Raw genomic sequence first — 18,068 nt, forward strand, 5'->3', positions numbered from 1 at the left:
TTGCGTCAGCCGATCTTCTGGCCGGTCTTTTCCCAATCCGCGAGGAACTGCTTGAGGCCGTTGTCGGTCAGCGGGTGCTTCACCAGCGATTTCAGCACCGCCGGGGGCGCGGTAACGACATCGGAGCCGATCAGAGCCGCCTGCTTGATATGGTTCACCGTGCGGGCCGAGGCCGCCAGAATTTCGGTCGGATAGTCATAATTGTCGTAGATCTGGCGGATTTCCGCGATCAGCTCCATGCCGTCCAGCGCAATGTCGTCCAGTCGACCGATGAAAGGTGAAATGAAACTCGCACCGGCCTTGGCGGCCAGCAAAGCCTGATTCGCCGAGAAGCAAAGCGTCACATTGACCAGACGCCCCTGGTTACGCAGCGCGCGGCACGCCTTGAGGCCGTCAAGCGTCAGCGGCACCTTGATGCAGACATTGTCGGCGATCTCCGACAGAACCGCCGCCTCGCGCATCATGCCGTCATAGTCGGTAGCGACCACTTCCGCCGATACGGGTCCGTCCACGATGTCGCAAATCTGTTTGGTGACCTCGGCGATGGAGCCGCCCGATTTCAGGATCAGCGACGGATTCGTCGTCACGCCATCCACAAGCCCAAGGTCGTTGAGCTCCTTGATTTCCGTCACATCGGCGGTGTCCACGAAGAACTTCATCTCAATCTCCTGTCGTTTGACGGCCATGCGCATCGTCTCGACTTTGCTCTAGACCAAGTTCGGGGCAAGGTCACGCCCGATGACATCAGATTCGCGCCTTTCGAAAGTGGTTCCCGTTCTCGTGCCGATGCCGGCGGAGAGGGCCTATTCCTATGCGCTTCCCGACGGCATGGAGGCTCAGCCCGGCTCCATCGTGCGGGTGCCGCTCGGGCCAAGGCAGGTGGCTGGCATTGTCTGGGACACCGCCGTCGAGCAACTCGATTCCAAGAGGTTGCGGCATGTGGAGGAAGTTTTCGACTGCCCGCCGATCGATGAAACGACACGGCGTTTCGTTGATTGGGTTTCCGCCTACACGCTGACGCCGCCCGGCCTCGTCGCGCGGCTGTTGCTGCGTGCGCCCGCCGCATTCGAGCCGGAGCCGTGGACCGAGGGGATACGTCTCACAGATGCCGAGCCGGACCGGCTGACAGACGCGCGCAGGCGCGTGCTGGCAATAGCGGCGGAGGGGCCGGCGTGGACGCGGTCGGGGCTGGCGCATGCGGCAGGCGTGTCGTCTGCCGTGGTCGACGGGCTCAGGGCGCAAGGCGTGTTCGAGACGGTGATGATCCCGCCGCGCCCGGTCGTGGCGCTGCCGGACGCAAGCTATGCGCTGCCCGATCTCACGCCCGACCAGATGCGCGCGGCCGAGGCCCTGCGCGAGGCGGTGGCCAGCGATTCGCCGGGCGTGACGCTGCTCGACGGCGTGACCGGATCGGGCAAGACAGAGGTCTATTTCGAGGCGGTCGCGGCGGCGCTCGCCAAGGGCAGGCAGGTCCTCATCTTGCTGCCGGAAATTGCGCTGACGCAGGCTTTCCTCGAACGTTTTCAGGACCGGTTCGGCGCAAAGCCCGCCGAATGGCATTCCGATCTCGCGCCGCGCATGCGCGAGCGGGTCTGGCGGCAGGTGGTCGAGGGAAATGTCCGGGTCGTCGCGGGGGCGCGCTCGGCGCTGTTCCTGCCGTTCAAGGAACTCGGCCTCATCGTCGTGGATGAAGAGCACGACCCCGCCTACAAGCAGGAAGACCGGGTCTTCTACAATGCGCGCGACATGGCCGTCGTGCGGGGCCATCTCGGACGCTTTCCGGTGGTGCTTGCGTCAGCGACGCCCTCCGTGGAAAGCAAGGTGAACGCAAGGCAGGGCCGCTACAATTATATCGCCCTGAAGGGACGCTATGCGGACGCTGCGCTTCCCGAGTTGAAGGCCATCGACATGCGGCGTTCACCGCCCGCGCGGGGCGGGTTCCTGTCACCCGCCCTGCTGCTGCCGGTTCGGGAGACGTTGGAACGGGGCGAGCAGGCGCTGCTGTTCCTCAACCGGCGTGGCTATGCCCCACTCACGCTTTGCCGCGTATGTGGACATCGGTTCCAGTGCCCGGATTGTTCGGCCTGGCTGGTCGAGCACAGGTTTCGCGGGCAGCTTGTATGCCACCATTGCGGGCACAGCGAGAAGCGCCCGGATGCCTGTCCCGAATGCGGAACCGTCGATCATCTGGCGGCCTGCGGTCCGGGTGTCGAGCGCATTGCCGAGGAGGTTGTCGCCCATTTTCCGGATGCGCGCACGATCGTACTGTCCTCCGATCTGCTCGGCGGCACGAAGCGCCTGCGGCTGGAACTCGAAGCAATCGCAGACGGCGACGTGGATATCGTCATCGGCACGCAACTCGTCGCGAAGGGCCACCATTTCCCGAACATGACGCTGGTCGGCATCGTCGATGCGGATCTCGGCCTTGCCAATGGCGATCCGCGCGCCGCCGAGCGAACGTTTCAGCTTCTGAGCCAGGTGACGGGCCGGGCAGGGCGAACGGGCAAGAAAAGCCGGGGCCTCATCCAGACCTACCAGCCCGACCACCCCGTCATGCGGGCGATTGTGTCGGGCGACAGCGAGGCGTTCTATGCGCGCGAAATCGCTGAACGGGAGCGCGCCGCCCTGCCGCCCTTCGGTCGGCTCGCTGCGGTCATCGTCAGCGCCGACAATCGCGCCGATGCGGAAGCCCATGCGAGAGGCTTGCGCCGCGCCGCGCCCGATTCGGACGACATCCATGTGCTGGGGCCGGCGGAAGCGCCGCTGGCGCTGGTTGCCGGGCGTCATCGATTCCGGCTGCTCTTTCACGGCGCGCGACGCGCCGACATGCAGTCCTACCTGCGGGCAACGCTCTTGTCGGGTCCGAAGCTGCGCGGTTCGGTGCGCATTCAGGTGGACATAGACCCCCAGAGCTTTCTGTGAAGCCACCGCAAAAGCGCCGCAAAGAGCTTGATATTAGCGCCGTTTAATATATTAGCAACCAGGGGGCATTCGGGTATGGGGCAGCAGCCGGTCGATCAGAAAATCAGGATACGACTCCTGCAGACTGGGGCGCTGCTGGCGTTTGCATTCTCGTTTCTGGTGAATCCCGGCTTTGCGCGCGATGGCAGCGAGATCATCGAAGTCGTCAGTCTCCTTATGGTGCTAGGCTGCATTGCGGGGCGCTTGTGGAGCATTCTCTACATCGGCGCGAAGAAGAATCGGGAACTGATCACCACAGGCCCATATTCCATGAGCCGCAATCCGCTCTATTTCTTTTCCGTTCTCGGAGTGACGGGGGTGGGGCTGTTTGTGGGGTCGCTTGTGCTGGCGCTTGGCCTTGGGCTGGCCGCCTATCTCGCGCTTGTCGCGACCGCCGAGAAGGAAGCGAAGCATCTCGAAACGCTCTTCGGCGCGCAGTTTCGCGACTATGCCCGGGTGACGCCGCTTTTCTGGCCCAAGCCGTCGCTCTACCGGGAAAGCGGAGAGGTCGCATTCTCACCTGATGCGCTCAGGCGCACCTTTCTGGACGGCCTGCTTTTTCTGGCCGCCCTTCCCGTCATCGAACTTGCCGAATTCCTGAAGGAGCAGGGATACCTGCCCGTGCTTTTCACGCTTCCCTGATTTTGCTTTTTCGAGCAATCGCCGCGCCTGTCCGCCCCTATGGCGGCTTGACTTGATTTTGCTGTATCATTCAATGCGCGAATTGCACCTTGGGGATATTCATGGACTTTTCCTTTCCCTGGCCGACCACCAATGCGGAGTGGGTCGCCTTCGGCATCGCCTCGTTCACTGCACTCATCGGCCTCCTGCTTCTCTTTGCGCCCGGCCTGTCCATGCGGGTCATGAGGCTGAGGACCAGCGAGGGGCATCCCGAGGCGCAGGCGGAGATAAGGGGCCGCATGGCGGGCTTCTATCTCGGGCTGCCGCTATGCTGTCTGCTGCTTGGGCAGCCGCTGCTCTACCTGGCTCTCGGCTTTAGCTGGCTACTCACCGCGTTCGGTCGCTTGATCTCCATGCTTTCGGACGCCGGATTGACGCTTGCTAACTTTGCCTGGCTGCTGCTCGAACTGGCGCTGGCAGCCGCGTCGCTGGCCTTTGCGCTCGGCTGGCTCGCCTGAGTCGCGGCAGGGGTTGCGAAGGCGGGAGCGAGGTGCGACAAATCAGTTGAAATGAGCACGTTCGCCTGTGTTGCAGCCTTGAAAAGCCTGTGCTAGACGGCAAGCGGTTTTCGCCGGGGGACTACGGCGCATCAAAGGCGTTTTGTCTCCCCAAAGGCACCAAGATCGTAATTAGGTCAAAGATTTAGCCCGAGTTCAGAGCTCTCAGCCAAAAATCTTCGGCCTGTCAGACAAGAGAATTGACGGACCGTGGCATCGACATCTTCGCCCATTTCCGCCGTTGCAGAGCGCTATGCACGCTCCCTTTTCGATCTGGCGTCCGAATCCAAGGCGGTCGCAAAGGTCGAAGGCGAGCTTGCTTCCTTCGAAAAAATGCTCGCTTCCAGCCCGGATCTCGACCGGCTGATAAAAAGCCCGGTGTTTTCCGCCGATGAACAGTTCAAGGCCATCGGCGCGGTCGCCGACAAAGCGAAGATCGGCGGTCTGACCGGCAATTTCCTGCGTGTGGTCGCCAGGAACCGCCGCCTGTTCGCCATTCCCGGCATGATCGCTGCCTACAGGCGCATCGCCGCCGAGGCGCGCGGCGAGATTTCAGCCGATGTCACATCCGCGCATGCGCTGACCGCCGCGCAGGAGAATGAACTCAAGGCCGCGCTCAAGGGCGTTGCCGGCAAGGATGTTTCGATCAACGTTACCGTCGATCCGTCCCTGTTGGGCGGGCTCATCGTGAAGATGGGATCGCGCCAGATCGACACGTCACTTCAAACCAAACTCAATTCGCTCAAGCTTGCACTGAAAGAGGTCGGCTGATGGACATCCGCGCCGCGGAAATTTCCGCAATCCTTAAGGACCAGATCAAGAATTTCGGCCGCGAGGCCCAGGTTACGGAAGTTGGACAGGTCCTCTCCGTCGGTGACGGTATCGCCCGCGTCTATGGCCTCGACAATGTCCAGGCGGGCGAGATGGTCGAATTCCCGGGCGGCATCCGCGGCATGGCGCTCAACCTCGAGGCCGACAATGTCGGTGTGGTTATCTTCGGCGCCGACCGCGACATCAAGGAAGGCGACACGGTCAAGCGCACCGGCGCGATCGTGGACGTCCCGGTCGGCCCGGCCCTGCTGGGCCGCGTCGTCGACGCGCTCGGCAACCCTATCGACGGCAAGGGTCCGATCAAGGCCACCGAGCGTCGCCGCGTGGACGTCAAGGCTCCCGGCATCATTCCCCGCAAGTCGGTGCATGAGCCGATGTCGACCGGCCTCAAGGCCATCGACGCGTTGATCCCGGTGGGTCGCGGCCAGCGCGAGCTGGTCATCGGTGATCGTCAGACCGGCAAGACCGCCATCATCCTCGACACGATCCTCAACCAGAAATCCATCCACGAGAGCGGCCCCGAATCGGAAAAGCTCTATTGCGTCTATGTCGCCGTCGGCCAGAAGCGTTCGACTGTCGCGCAGTTCGTGAAAGTGCTCGAGGAGCGCGGCGCGCTCGAATATTCGATCATCGTCGCGGCGACCGCTTCCGATCCGGCACCGATGCAGTTCCTTGCGCCGTTTGCGGGCTGCACCATGGGCGAATACTTCCGCGACAACGGAATGCATGCGCTGATCGGCTATGACGACCTGTCGAAGCAGGCGGTCGCCTATCGCCAGATGTCGCTGCTGCTGCGCCGCCCGCCGGGCCGCGAAGCCTATCCGGGCGACGTTTTCTATCTTCACTCCCGGCTTCTGGAACGCGCTGCGAAGCTCAATGACGACAATGGCGCCGGTTCGCTCACCGCGCTGCCGGTCATCGAGACGCAGGCCAACGACGTTTCCGCCTACATCCCGACCAACGTGATCTCGATCACCGATGGCCAGATCTTCCTCGAAACCAACCTGTTCTTCCAGGGCATCCGCCCTGCTGTGAACGTCGGCCTCTCGGTGTCCCGCGTCGGTTCGGCCGCGCAGATCAAGGCGATGAAGCAGGTTGCCGGATCGATCAAGGGCGAGCTGGCGCAATACCGCGAAATGGCGGCGTTCGCACAGTTCGGCTCCGATCTCGACGCGGCGACGCAGCGCCTGCTCAATCGTGGCGCGCGCCTGACCGAACTGCTGAAGCAGCCGCAGTTCTCGCCGCTCAAGACGGAAGAGCAGGTCGCGGTGATCTTCGCGGGCGTGAACGGCTATCTCGACAAGCTGTCGGTTTCCGATGTCAGCAAGTTCGAGCAGGGCCTGCTGGCGCATATGCGTGGGCCGGGCAAGGCCGTTCTCGAAGGCATCCGCAAGGAAAAGGCGCTTTCGGACAGCCTGCGCGACCAGCTCAAGGCCGAGATCGACGCCTACGCCAAGACCTTTGCATAAGAGCGAAGACGGACCGGACCTGACGACATGGCTTCGCTGAAAGACCTTCGCAACCGCATCGCCTCGGTCAAGGCGACGCAGAAAATCACCAAGGCGATGCAGATGGTCGCTGCGGCGAAGCTGCGCCGTGCGCAGGAGGCCGCCGAAGCGGCGCGCCCCTATTCGCAGCGCATGGGGGCGGTGCTGGCCAATATCTCCGCCGCCGTCGGCGGTGGAGGCGAAGCGCCCGCCCTGATGACCGGAACGGGCAAGGACGACACGCATCTTCTGGTCGTCTGCACGGCGGAACGCGGATTGTGCGGCGGGTTCAACTCGCAGATCGCTCGTCTGGCACGTGATACGGTGCGCAAGCTCCAGAACAACGGCAAGACGGTAAAGATCATCACCGTTGGCAAGAAGGGCTACGACATATTGCGTCGTGACTTCAGCAACCTGATCATCGATCGCATTGAACTGCGCGACGTGAAGCAGATCGGCTTCGTCAACGCGCAGGCTATTGCCGACAAGGTTATTTCGCTCTTCAACGAAGGCGGCTTCGACGTCTGCACCTTGATCTATTCCGAATTCAAGTCGGTCATCTCGCAGATTCCGACCGCGCAACAGATCATTCCGGCTGCGGCGACGGCAGCTGCCGGGACCGATGCGGGCGCGGTCTATGAATATGAGCCGGAGCCAGGCGAAATTCTCGCAGACCTCATCCCGAGGAATATCGCGGTGCAGATCTTCCGCGCATTGCTTGAGAATGCAGCGGGCGAGATGGGCGCGAAGATGAGCGCCATGGACAATGCGACGCGCAACGCAGGCGAGATGATCAACAAGCTTTCGATCACCTACAACCGCCAGCGTCAGGCGCAGATCACCAAGGAACTTATCGAGATCATTTCGGGCGCCGAGGCGCTCTAGCTCGACCTGCCTGAAAAAGGCCGGCGAACAGGACACAAGGACGAAAAAGGGTAATCAGGATGGCGAAAGCAGCGACCCCAAAGAAGGCCGAGCCCGCGAAAGCGGCTGCCAAGGCCGCTCCCGCTAAGAAATCTGCCGCACCGGCCAAGGCGGCAGCACCGGCCAAGGCGGCAGCTCCCGTGAAGGCGGCTCCGGCGAAGGCCGCCGTGGCCAAGACCTCCGCGCCGGCCAAGGTGAAGCTCGCAACCGGGCCGAAGGGCAAGGTGCGCCAGATCATCGGCGCTGTCGTCGACGTGCAGTTCGAGGATCATCTGCCCGCAATTCTGAACGCGGTCGAGACGGATAATGGCGGCAACCGCCTTGTCCTCGAAGTCGCGCAGCACCTCGGTGAGAACACGGTTCGCTGCATCGCCATGGACACGACGGAAGGTCTGGTTCGCGGCCAGACGGTGGCAGACACGGGCGGCCCGATCTCGGTACCGGTCGGCCCCGGACTGCTTGGCCGTATCATCAATGTCATCGGGGAGCCGGTCGACGAAGCCGGTGCGGTCAAGGCGACCGAACATCGCGGCATTCACCAGCCCGCGCCGGAATATGTCGAACAGTCTACCGAAGCCCAGATCCTTGTCACGGGTATCAAGGTTCTCGACCTGCTCGCGCCCTATGCGAAGGGCGGCAAGATCGGCCTGTTCGGCGGTGCGGGCGTCGGCAAGACCGTGCTCATTCAGGAACTGATCAACAACGTCGCGAAGGCGCATGGCGGCTTCTCGGTGTTCGCGGGCGTCGGCGAGCGCACGCGCGAGGGTAACGACCTCTATCACGAGTTCATCGAATCCGGCGTCAACAAGAAGGGCGGCGGGGAAGGCTCCAAGGCCGCGCTGGTCTATGGCCAGATGAACGAACCGCCGGGAGCACGCGCGCGTGTCGCCCTGACCGGGCTGACCGTCGCGGAGTTCTTCCGTGACCAGGGACAGGACGTGTTGTTCTTCGTGGACAACATCTTCCGCTTCACGCAGGCTGGTTCGGAAGTGTCGGCGCTGCTTGGCCGTATTCCTTCGGCCGTGGGCTATCAGCCGACGCTGGCGACCGATATGGGCGCCTTGCAGGAGCGCATCACCACCACCACGAGGGGTTCGATCACCTCCGTGCAGGCGATCTACGTCCCTGCCGACGACTTGACCGACCCGGCGCCTGCGACATCGTTCGCCCACCTCGACGCCACCACGGTGCTTTCGCGCTCTATCGCGGAAAAGGGCATCTACCCGGCCGTCGATCCGCTCGACTCGACGTCGCGCATGCTCGATCCGCTGGTTGTCGGGGAAGAGCACTATCAGGTCGCGCGTTCGGTGCAGTCCACCTTGCAGCGCTACAAGTCGCTGCAGGACATCATCGCCATTCTCGGCATGGATGAACTCTCCGAAGAGGACAAGCTGACGGTTGCTCGCGCTCGCAAGATCGAACGCTTCCTGTCGCAGCCCTTCTTCGTCGCCGAAGTGTTCACGGGTGCACCGGGCAAGCTCGTCGACCTTCAGGACACGATCAAGGGCTTCAAGGGTCTGGTCGCGGGTGAGTACGACCATCTGCCGGAAGCCGCCTTCTACATGGTCGGCTCGATCGAGGAAGCCGTCGAGAAGGCCCAGCGGTTGGCCGCCGAAGCAGCCTGAGACAAGGGTTGAGGGCGCGGCATCCAAGCCTCGCCCTCTCCACGCAGACGAGAATTGCGGCGCAAGCTGCGCTGGACAAACGGTGACACATGGCTGAAGCGTTCAAATTCGAACTGGTTTCTCCCGAGCGGCTGCTCGTTTCGGAGTCGGTCGAATCGGTGGTCATTCCTGGCACCGAGGGCGAAATGACCATCATGGCCAACCATGCGCCGGTCATGACTACCATCAAGCCCGGCGTCGTGACGGTGAAGCCCGCGTCAGGTGCGGAACAGCGCTTCGTGGTGTTCGGCGGCTTTGCGGACATTCTTCCCACGGGTTGCACGCTGCTCGCTGAGGAGGCAATCGCCGTGGCGGACATCAACCGTGACGATCTTTCGCGCCGTATCCAGGAAGCGAGGGAAGACGTGTCCGACGCAAAGTCCGACGTCGCGCGCGCCAAGGCCCAGGAATATCTGGATCACCTCTCGACGCTGCAGGGTGCTATCGCGGCGTAGATTAAATTGAACCGCGTGGAATAGACCGCGTAGGAAGCAAGCCGGGGACGACCCCGGCTTTTTTGTGTGACATCGAACGGAAGTTCAGCTCCGCGTGGCGATCGCCGCCGCCGCCCCTGCCATCGTGCCTGCGCTGATGCGGTTCGCCATGCGCATCGCGGAGGGACTTCTGAGCAGCTTGCGTGCCTGCGCCGCCGCCAGTGCCCAGCCCAGATCGATCACCGCGAGCACGATAAACATGGTCAAGGTAAGCTCGACCCAGCCGACCATGGTCACAGATCCGAGATCGATGATCGTGGGCAGGAGCGCGAGATAGAACAGCATGATTTTCGGGTTGCCGAGCGTTACCGCGATACCTGTTGCGAACAGCTTCAGGCCAGAACCCTTTTGCGGGAGCGCCCCTTCGACAGCATCAGCAGGCGCGTTCCACATCTTCCAGGCCAGGAAAAGGAGATAGGCGACGCCGATCCATTTCAACACCAGGAATGCCTCATGAAAGGTCTGCGCCACCACCGCAAGACCGAACACGGCGAGCGACAGCCAGATCGCTTCGCCGATCCACATGGCGAGCATGAAGGGCAATGCGTCGCGCATACCGCGCGAAATGACCCGCGCGACGAGTGCGGCAACCGACGGACCGGGCGAGCCGGCGGCGACGAAAAGCGCCAGCGCGAAAATCAGCAGTGATGAGAACGACATGCGGAGCCTCCTGAACCATCTTAGGTTCAGGAAATCACGTCCGCAAGCAAGGGACCATGCGCTGACTTCAGGCGGCGCCCGCAAGTTTGGTCTTTTCGAACCGCTTGCGCTCATGCGGATCGAGATAGAGCTTGCGAAGCCGTATGGACTTCGGCGTCACCTCGACAAGTTCATCGTCCTGAATCCATGCAAGCGCGCGCTCAAGCGTCATGCGGACGGGCGGGGTGAGCTTCACCGCTTCATCCTTGCCGGCAGCGCGGATATTGGTGAGCTTCTTGCCCTTGAGGACGTTCACCTCGAGGTCGTTGTCGCGGGTATGGATCCCGACGATCATGCCGGCATAGACCTTGACGCCCGCGTCGATCACCATTGGCCCGCGATCTTCCAGGTTCCACAGCGCGTAGGCCACGGCCTCGCCCGGCTCGTTGGCGATGAGCACCCCGTTCACACGACCGGGAATCTCGCCCTTGAACGGCTCGTAGGAATGGAACAGCCGGTTCATAACGGCGGTGCCGCGCGTGTCGGTCAGAAGCTCCGACTGGTAGCCGATCAGGCCGCGCGTCGGCGCGTGAAAAACCAGCCTCTGGCGGTTGCCGCCAGAAGGCTTCAGCTCGACCATGTCGGCCTTGCGCTCCGACATTTTCTGGACGACGATTCCCGCATGCTCTTCGTCAACGTCGATCACCACTTCCTCGATCGGTTCGAGGAGGCGCCCATGCTCGTCCTTCTGCATGACGACGCGGGGACGCGAAACGGCAAGCTCAAAACCCTCGCGGCGCATGGTCTCGATGAGAACGGCAAGCTGCAATTCGCCGCGTCCCGACACATAGAATGAATCCTTGTCAGCCGATTCCTCGATGCGCAGCGCGACATTGCCTTCGGCCTCGCGCAGCAGGCGGTCGCGGATCACGCGACTCGTAACCTTGTCGCCCTCGGTGCCTGCCAGCGGCGAGTCGTTGACGAGGAAGGACATGGTGACGGTCGGCGGATCGATGGGCTGCGCGGCGAGCGGTTCGCTGAACGCAGGGTCGCAGAACGTGTCCGCGACGGTGCCTTTCGAAAGTCCCGCGATCGCGACGATGTCGCCGGCCTGCGCTTCCTCGATGGGCTGCCGTTCAAGGCCACGAAAGGCGAGTATCTTCGACACACGCCCGTTTTCCAGCAACGAACCGTCGTGATGCAGGACCTTTACCGCCTGGTTGGGCTTGAGCGATCCGCTCTCGATGCGGCCGGTGATGATGCGCCCGAGGAACGGATTGGCCTCGAGGATCGTTCCGATCATGCGGAACGGCCCGGTTCCGACATTGGGTTCGGGAACATGTTTGAGAACGAGATCGAAAAGCGGACCCAATCCCTGGTCCTTCGGTCCCTCGGGCTTTTCGGCCATCCAGCCGTCACGGCCCGAACCATAGAGGATCGGGAAATCGAGCTGGTCGTCGGTAGCGTCAAGCGCGGCGAACAGGTCGAACACATCGTTGATGACCTCGACCTCGCGAGCGTCGGGGCGGTCGATCTTGTTGATCGCCACGATGGGGCGCAGGCCCACCTTGAGTGCCTTGCCCACCACGAACTTGGTTTGCGGCATCGGGCCTTCGGCGGCGTCCACCAGCACGATGGCTCCATCGACCATGTTCAGGATGCGCTCGACCTCGCCGCCGAAATCGGCGTGGCCCGGCGTATCGACGATGTTGATGCGCGTGTCCTTCCACACCACGGAGGTGGCCTTGGCGAGGATGGTGATGCCGCGCTCTTTTTCAAGATCGTTGGAATCCATCGCGCGTTCGGCGACCCGCTGATTGTCACGCACCGCGCCGGACTGTTTCAAAAGGGCGTCCACGAGCGTCGTTTTGCCATGATCGACGTGCGCGATGATCGCGATATTGCGAAGTTTCATAATGGGTTCTCGGGATGAATCGGGAGCATCCGTCGGTGCGAATGCCGAGTTTGCCGCGCTCATACAGGTTTTTTCGCAGTTGCGAAAGGGGCCTTCGGCATTGCTGCTATGCAAAGGCGCCGGAATGGGCGTTGCTGGCGCTCAAGGAGCCTGACACATTGGATATCGATCAGGATTCGGCATGAACCGCGTAGCCCGTGCTCCGATAAGAGGAAGGTTGGACCGCCGGCTGCGGAACATGAGGCTATATTCGGGCCTCGTGCTGTTCAGCTTCGTGTCGATGCATTTCGCCAACCACATGCTGGCGCTGGTGTCGTTCGATCTGGCGGAAAAGGTTCGCCCCTGGTTCCTGCTGCTGTGGCGCAATCCGGTGGGAACGATCCTGCTCTACAGCGCGCTGCTCACGCATGTCGGTCTCGCGCTCTTTGCCCTCTATCGCAGGCGAACGCTGGTCATGCCGTTTCGCGAGGCGTGCCAGGTGACGCTCGGTCTGCTCATTCCATTGCTGATTGCGGAACATGTGATCGGCACGAGGCTGAACGAGGCGCTGACCGGCGTTCCCGACACCTATCGCTATGTGGCTTACTCGCTCTGGGTCGCTTCGCCCACAGCCGGCATGCGCCAGATCTTCGCGGTGTTCGCGGTCTGGGTCCATGCGTGCCTCGGCCTCTATTTCTGGCAGCGCCAGAAGCCATGGTTCGAGCGCGCGGGGGCGCCGCTGCTTGTGGTGGCGGCACTCGTTCCCGTGTTGACAACGCTCGCCTTCGTCACCGCCGGACGCTCCGTTGCCGACCTCGGTCTCGGCCTGCCCGCGCCCGACGAGCAGCGGATCATGGCCGCGGGCATCGTCAAGGAGCGGGCGGTCGCCGCGATCTATTCGGTCTATGGGCTCGCACTGGTCACCCTGCTTGCGTTGCGCTTCGTCCGCTCTCTCAGCGAACGAAGCAACATGATCGAAATACGCTATCCGGACGGCAAGGTCTCACGGGTTCCACGCGGCTACAGCGTGCTCGAAGCCAGCAGGCTGGCGGGCATCCCGCATCATTCGGTGTGCGGCGGGCGCGGCAGATGCTCCACCTGCCGGGTCGTCGTGCTGGATCATCTGGCCGAGCAGCCGTCGCCCGAAGCCGTGGAGGCCGCGACGCTGGAGCGGATCAACGCTCCGCCCGACGTGCGGCTCGCCTGCCAGTTGCGCCCGGTGACCGACATCAAGGTTGCGCCGGTGCTCGCCACGGAAGAGAGCGTTCACGCGGAAATCGTGCGCGCCACGCCTGCACCCGGACGGGAGCGCGAAGTCGCGGTGCTGTTTTGCGACATACGCGATTTCACCCGTATCACCAGCCGCAGCCTGCCTTTCGACACCGTGTTCATGCTCAACCGATATTTCGCGATTGTGGGCAGGGCGGTGGAGGCAGAAGGCGGGCGGCTGGACAAGTTCATCGGTGATGGCGCGATGGCCATATTCGGGCTCGAAACGGGTCCCGACATTGCCTGTCGACAGGCGCTCGCGGCAGCAAAATCCATTCTGGAAGGACTCGATCAGGTCAGCCGCGAGCTTGAGCAGGACCTTGCCGAACCGCTGAGGGTCGCCATCGGCATTCATTCCGGCCCGGCGATCGCGGGCACGATGGGCTACGGCCGCACGACCAACGTGACGGTCATCGGCGAGACGGTGAATGTGGCAAGCCGGCTGGAATCGCTTGCCAAGGAAATGGATGCCGCGATTGTCATATCGCGGCACGCCGCCGAACAGTCGAGGCTGGAACTGAAAGGCTATTCCTTTCAGCAGGTAGAGATTCGCGGCATGCCGACGCCGCTCGAAGTCTGCGTCATCGGGCCAATGGCCGCGCGCAGGATGGATACAGCGCGCATCTCCCCTGCCGCAGCCGTCTCGGCCTGACCGTCATTCCAGGCCGCGCTTCTCCATCATGGCCTGCGCGGTAGGCATCTTGCCCCTGAACGCGATGTAAAGCTCCTCCGGGTCTCGGGAACCGCCCGCTGAATAGATGAAGGTCTTGAGCTTTTCGGCCATTTCGGGGTTGAACGGGTCGCCGGTCTCCTCGAACGCGGAGAACGCATCGGCGTCGAGCACTTCCGACCACATGTAGGAGTAGTAGCCCGACGAATAGCCGTCGCCTGCGAAAACGTGCTGGAAATGCGGCGTGCGGTGTCGCATGGGAACGGCGTCCGGCTTCTGCAGTCTTTGCAGCGTCTGTGCCTCGAAGGCGAGCGGATCGGCCGGTGCGTTCGGCTCGGCGTGGTAGGCCATGTCGACCAGCGCGGAGGCCGCGAACTCGACCGTGTTGAACCCGGCGCCGAATGTCCTGGCGGCCAGCAGCTTGTCGAGCAGCGACTTCGGCATCGGCTCGCCGGTCTTCGCATGCAGCGCATATTTTTCGAGCACTTCGGGCACGGTCAGCCAGTGCTCGTAGAGTTGCGAGGGAAGCTCCACGAAATCGCGGCTGACGGAGGTGCCCGAAACCGATGGCCATGTGACATCGGTCAGCATGCCGTGCAGGGCGTGGCCGAACTCATGAAACAGCGTGCGCGCCTCGTCGAGCGAAAGCAAAGCCGGTTCGCCTGCCGGCGGCTTGGCGAGGTTCATGACGTTGTAGATGATCGGCGACGATCCCTCTCCGAGTCTGTAGCCGGACTGGAGCGCGCTCATCCATGCGCCGGAACGCTTGGAAGGCCGGTTGAAATAGTCGGCGAGGAAAATCGCGAGCGGATTGCCGGATTTGTCCAGCACGCGGAACACCCGCACGTCCGGATGCCAGGCGCTTGCCCCCTCGATTGGCGCGATGCTGATGCCGAACAGGCGGGCGGCGACATCGAAACAGGCTGCGATGATGTTGTCCAGTTGCAGGTAAGGCTTCAACTCCGCTTCGTCGAAGGCGAATGTCTCGGCGCGCAGCTTTTCCTGATAATAGCGCCAGTCCCAGCCCGCGATCTTCTCATTGCTGCCGGAGGCTGCCGCGAGGCGCTGAAGCTCGATCTCGTCGGCCGCCGCCTTGGCGCGCGCCTTGTCCCAGACGGGTTCGAGCAGGTCGAGCACGGCCTTGGGTGTCTTTGCCATGGTGTTGTCGAGCTTGAGCGCGGCAAAGCTCTCATATCCGAGAAGCTTTGCCTTTTCCGCGCGGAGTGCGAGCGTCTTTTGCACCACTTCCCCATTGTCCGTCGCGCCACCCGTCTGGCCGCGCATGATGAAGGCGCTGAACGCTTTCTCGCGAAGGTCGCGGCGATCCGAGAAGGCCATGAACGGCTCGTAGATGGAGCGCGAGAGGGTGATCGCATATTGGCCCTTGGCGTCGCGCGTGTCGGCCGCCTCGGCCATGGCGCTCCTGAGGAAATCCGGCAGGCCGGAAAGGTCCTTTTCATCGAGTAGCAAATACCATTGCTTCTCGTCGGCCAGCACGTTCTGTCCGAAGCGTGCGCCGAGTCCCGCCAGTTCCTCGTTGATGGAGGCCAGCCGCTTCTTTCCCTCGGGGTCGAGCTTCGCACCTGTTCGCACGAAATTCTTCCAGGTGCGCTCCAGAACGCGCAGCGTCTCCGCGTCCAGCTTCAGGCTCTCGCGCCGTTGGTACAGGTCGTCTATGCGCGAGAAAAGCCGCTCGTTCATCGAGATCGCGGAATAGTGACGCGCCATTTTCGGGGCGATCTCGCGTTCGAGCGACTGGATCGTGTCGTTGGTGTGTGCGCCCGCGCGACACCAGAAAATGGAAGATACGCGGTGCAACGCGTCGCCGCCGAGTTCGAGCGCCTTGAGCGTGTTCTCGATGCTTGCGGGTTCAGGGTTGGCGGCAATTGCCTCGATTTCCCCTTCATGTGCCTTCATGGCGCTGTCGAGCACGCCTGCGAAATCCCGGTCCTCGATGCGTGAGAAGTCCGGCAGGCCGGAGGGGCCGGTCCAATGCGTCAAAGGATGTTCTGTAAGGGAAATCTCTATCATGCCATGATCCTGTCGAATGTGCGCCTTCGATGTAGGTCCCATCCTCTGTCGGCGCAACGGTCTTGACTGTCCCGTCCAACCATGTGCTGACAAAACCCATGGACATCCAACAGCCGCAACGGCCACTGATGAGCGAGCGCCGCGTCGGTATCATCGGCGCGTGTCTGGCCATGATCGGTCCATTCTCAATGTCGGTCTACACACCCGCCATGCCGGAGATCGTGCACGCTTTCGGCACCACCGAAGAAGCGGTCAAGATGTCGCTCTCGCTCTATTTCGCGGGCTTTGCGTTCGCGCAACTGGTCACGGGGCCGCTGTCGGACGGGCTGGGACGCAGGCCGGTAACTATCGCCTTCATGGCGATCTACACGATGGCCAGCCTCGCCGCCCTGTTTGCCCCCGGCATCGGCGTGCTGATCGCTGCGCGGTTCGTGCAGGGCATCGGCGCCGCCGCCGGCATCGCCATGTCCCGCGCCATCGTCCGCGATCTGTTCAACCACGACCAGGCGGCCCGCATCATGAACCTGATCGCGACGATCCTCGCCATCGGGCCCGCGCTTGCGCCGACCATTGGGGGGCTGACCATGAAGTTCTTCGGTTGGCACGCGATCTTTTTCGTCATGGCGGTTGCGGGCGGGGCGCTGGTGCTCATGACGATCTTCGGCATTCGCGAAACCGTCGAGCGAGATCTTGGCCGCATCTCGCCGCGCGCGCTTCTTGCAAGCTATGCCAGTCTGCTGAAAAGCCCCTATTTCATGACCGCCAGCCTGACAAACGCCGGCGCCACGGGCGCGATCTATGCGCTTGCCACGATGCTGCCCTTCGTGATGATGAACCGGGTCGGGTTGACGCCCACCCAATTCGGTCTGGCGATGCTGATGCAGTCAGGCAGCTTCATCGTCGGTTCGCTTACGCTGCGCTGGCTGATGCGGCGATGGTCGCCTGCCGCGCTTGTGCCGTTGGGACTGACGCTTGTCGGGCTGGCGAGCATCGCTTTCGTCACCCTGCCACGCATCTGGCCGCCGAGCTTCGCTACCGTCATGGTGCCGCTCGCCTTCTACGCCTTTGGCGTGGCCTTCATCGTTTCGGTCATGACAATGGCGGCGATGGCTCCGTTCGGACGCAATGCAGGGGCGGCGTCGGCGCTGCTCGGTTTCATGCAGATGGGGACCGGGCTGGCTGGCGGATCGCTCGCCGCGTTGATCGGCGATGCAGTCGTGGCGCTCGCAACGGTTGTGCCGCTGCTGGGGTTCATCGCAATCGTTTCGTGGCTCGTCTGGCGGCGGCTACCGATGCCCTCGTGAGGGATGCCGTCGCGGCGTCAATCCAGTTCGGGCCGCTCGAAGTCGCCGGTCTCGCTGTTCATCGCCCACAGCTCGCCGGTCGAGATGTCGAACCATGCGCCGTAGAGCGACAAGCGCTCCTTCTGCTCCAATATCTTCACGCAGGGAAAGCTGCGCAGATTGTCCAGCGAATAGCGGATCGATATGCGTTCCAGCGCCGTCTGGCGTTCGCTCGACGTCATCATCTTGTTGCCTGCCACCGTTTGCGCCGCCGGGCCGACGAGGCTCATCCACTTGCCGATGAAATCGCCGGGTGACAGCGGCTCGGCGTCCGGCGACAGCGCCGCCTTGATGCCGCCGCAACGACCGTGGCCCATGACGACAATGTTCTTCACCTTCAGGCTCTGCACGGCGAATTCCAGTGCCGCGGACGTCGCGTGGAACTCGCCGTCCGGTGCATAGGGCGGAACGAGGTTTGCGACGTTTCGCACGACGAACAGTTCGCCGGGTCCGGAATTGAAGATGACTTCGGGAGCCGAACGCGAGTCGCAGCACGCGATCACCATGGTTTCAGGCGCCTGCCCCTCGCGCGCCAGCGAGCGATAGGAGTCACGCTCGCCGGGATACCGGCTGGACATGAAGGTGCGGTAGCCGCTGAGCAGGTGTTCCGGAAGATGTGCCATGCTTTTTCTCCTAGAGAATTTGCCGGAGAATGCAAAAGGGATTTCGGGGTGCTGCGATTG

15 protein-coding genes are annotated in these 18,068 nt (G+C 62.8%); 10 read left to right on the forward strand and 5 right to left on the reverse strand.

Going from position 1 to position 18,068, the window contains the following annotated elements:
- Nucleotides 1-5 precede the first annotated feature (5 nt).
- The gene (fsa, locus tag M9924_08270; GenBank protein MCO5064400.1) at nucleotides 6-659 is read right to left on the reverse strand and encodes a fructose-6-phosphate aldolase; all 654 of its coding nucleotides are present in this window, start codon (nucleotides 657-659) and stop codon (nucleotides 6-8) included.
- Nucleotides 660-738: 79 nt separating this feature from the next.
- Between fsa and M9924_08275 the strand changes: the two genes are divergently transcribed.
- The 8 genes from M9924_08275 to M9924_08310 all read left to right on the forward strand — a co-directional run bounded on the left by M9924_08275 (nucleotide 739) and on the right by M9924_08310 (nucleotide 9,500).
- Nucleotides 739-2,922 carry a primosomal protein N' gene (locus M9924_08275; GenBank protein MCO5064401.1) on the forward strand — a complete coding sequence of 728 codons (2,184 nt, stop codon included), beginning with the start codon at nucleotides 739-741 and terminating at the stop codon, nucleotides 2,920-2,922.
- Nucleotides 2,923-2,997: 75 nt separating this feature from the next.
- A complete protein-coding gene (locus M9924_08280) occupies nucleotides 2,998-3,603 on the forward strand; it encodes an isoprenylcysteine carboxylmethyltransferase family protein (GenBank protein ID MCO5064402.1) in 606 nt (201 codons plus the stop codon).
- 101 nt (nucleotides 3,604-3,704) lie between these two features.
- Nucleotides 3,705-4,100 carry a DUF4345 family protein gene (locus M9924_08285; protein ID MCO5064403.1) on the forward strand — a complete coding sequence of 132 codons (396 nt, stop codon included), beginning with the start codon at nucleotides 3,705-3,707 and terminating at the stop codon, nucleotides 4,098-4,100.
- 249 nt (nucleotides 4,101-4,349) lie between these two features.
- Nucleotides 4,350-4,910 carry a F0F1 ATP synthase subunit delta gene (locus tag M9924_08290; GenBank protein ID MCO5064404.1) on the forward strand — a complete coding sequence of 187 codons (561 nt, stop codon included), beginning with the start codon at nucleotides 4,350-4,352 and terminating at the stop codon, nucleotides 4,908-4,910.
- A complete protein-coding gene (gene atpA, locus M9924_08295) occupies nucleotides 4,910-6,439 on the forward strand; it encodes a F0F1 ATP synthase subunit alpha (protein MCO5064405.1) in 1,530 nt (509 codons plus the stop codon). Before M9924_08290 ends, atpA begins: the two co-directional genes overlap by 1 nt.
- A 27-nt stretch (nucleotides 6,440-6,466) precedes the next feature.
- Complete coding sequence (locus M9924_08300; GenBank protein ID MCO5064406.1) at nucleotides 6,467-7,342, forward strand: F0F1 ATP synthase subunit gamma; 876 nt, start codon at nucleotides 6,467-6,469, stop codon at nucleotides 7,340-7,342.
- Between the two features lie 59 nt (nucleotides 7,343-7,401).
- The gene (gene atpD / locus M9924_08305) at nucleotides 7,402-9,006 is read left to right on the forward strand and encodes a F0F1 ATP synthase subunit beta (protein MCO5064407.1); all 1,605 of its coding nucleotides are present in this window, start codon (nucleotides 7,402-7,404) and stop codon (nucleotides 9,004-9,006) included.
- An 89-nt stretch (nucleotides 9,007-9,095) separates the two neighbouring features.
- The gene (locus tag M9924_08310) at nucleotides 9,096-9,500 is read left to right on the forward strand and encodes a F0F1 ATP synthase subunit epsilon (protein ID MCO5064408.1); all 405 of its coding nucleotides are present in this window, start codon (nucleotides 9,096-9,098) and stop codon (nucleotides 9,498-9,500) included.
- Between the two features lie 84 nt (nucleotides 9,501-9,584).
- Here the strand turns inward: M9924_08310 and M9924_08315 are convergent, their stop codons facing one another.
- Together M9924_08315 and typA are read right to left on the reverse strand one after the other, a co-directional pair.
- Entirely contained in the window at nucleotides 9,585-10,199 is a 615-nt protein-coding gene (locus M9924_08315; protein ID MCO5064409.1) for a LysE family translocator, read from the reverse strand.
- Nucleotides 10,200-10,266: 67 nt separating this feature from the next.
- The gene (typA, locus tag M9924_08320; GenBank protein MCO5064410.1) at nucleotides 10,267-12,093 is read right to left on the reverse strand and encodes a translational GTPase TypA; all 1,827 of its coding nucleotides are present in this window, start codon (nucleotides 12,091-12,093) and stop codon (nucleotides 10,267-10,269) included.
- 238 nt (nucleotides 12,094-12,331) lie between these two features.
- Between typA and M9924_08325 the strand changes: the two genes are divergently transcribed.
- Nucleotides 12,332-13,993: an adenylate/guanylate cyclase domain-containing protein gene (locus tag M9924_08325; GenBank protein ID MCO5064411.1), complete on the forward strand. Its 1,662-nt coding sequence runs from the start codon at nucleotides 12,332-12,334 to the stop codon at nucleotides 13,991-13,993.
- Between the two features lie 3 nt (nucleotides 13,994-13,996).
- Here the strand turns inward: M9924_08325 and M9924_08330 are convergent, their stop codons facing one another.
- Complete coding sequence (locus M9924_08330) at nucleotides 13,997-16,042, reverse strand: M3 family metallopeptidase (GenBank protein ID MCO5064412.1); 2,046 nt, start codon at nucleotides 16,040-16,042, stop codon at nucleotides 13,997-13,999.
- 98 nt (nucleotides 16,043-16,140) lie between these two features.
- On the opposite strand from M9924_08330, the gene M9924_08335 reads away from it, so the two are divergent.
- Nucleotides 16,141-17,346 (forward strand): multidrug effflux MFS transporter, encoded by a 1,206-nt coding sequence (locus M9924_08335; GenBank protein ID MCO5064413.1) that lies wholly within the window; start codon nucleotides 16,141-16,143, stop codon nucleotides 17,344-17,346.
- A gap of 17 nt (nucleotides 17,347-17,363) precedes the next feature.
- On the opposite strand, the gene M9924_08340 is transcribed toward M9924_08335, so the two are convergent.
- Nucleotides 17,364-18,008 carry a carbonic anhydrase gene (locus M9924_08340; GenBank protein ID MCO5064414.1) on the reverse strand — a complete coding sequence of 215 codons (645 nt, stop codon included), beginning with the start codon at nucleotides 18,006-18,008 and terminating at the stop codon, nucleotides 17,364-17,366.
- Nucleotides 18,009-18,068 lie beyond the last annotated feature (60 nt).

It is taken from the genome of Rhizobiaceae bacterium, from assembly GCA_023953835.1.
In the GTDB taxonomy this organism is placed as follows: domain Bacteria; phylum Pseudomonadota; class Alphaproteobacteria; order Rhizobiales; family Rhizobiaceae; genus Mesorhizobium_G.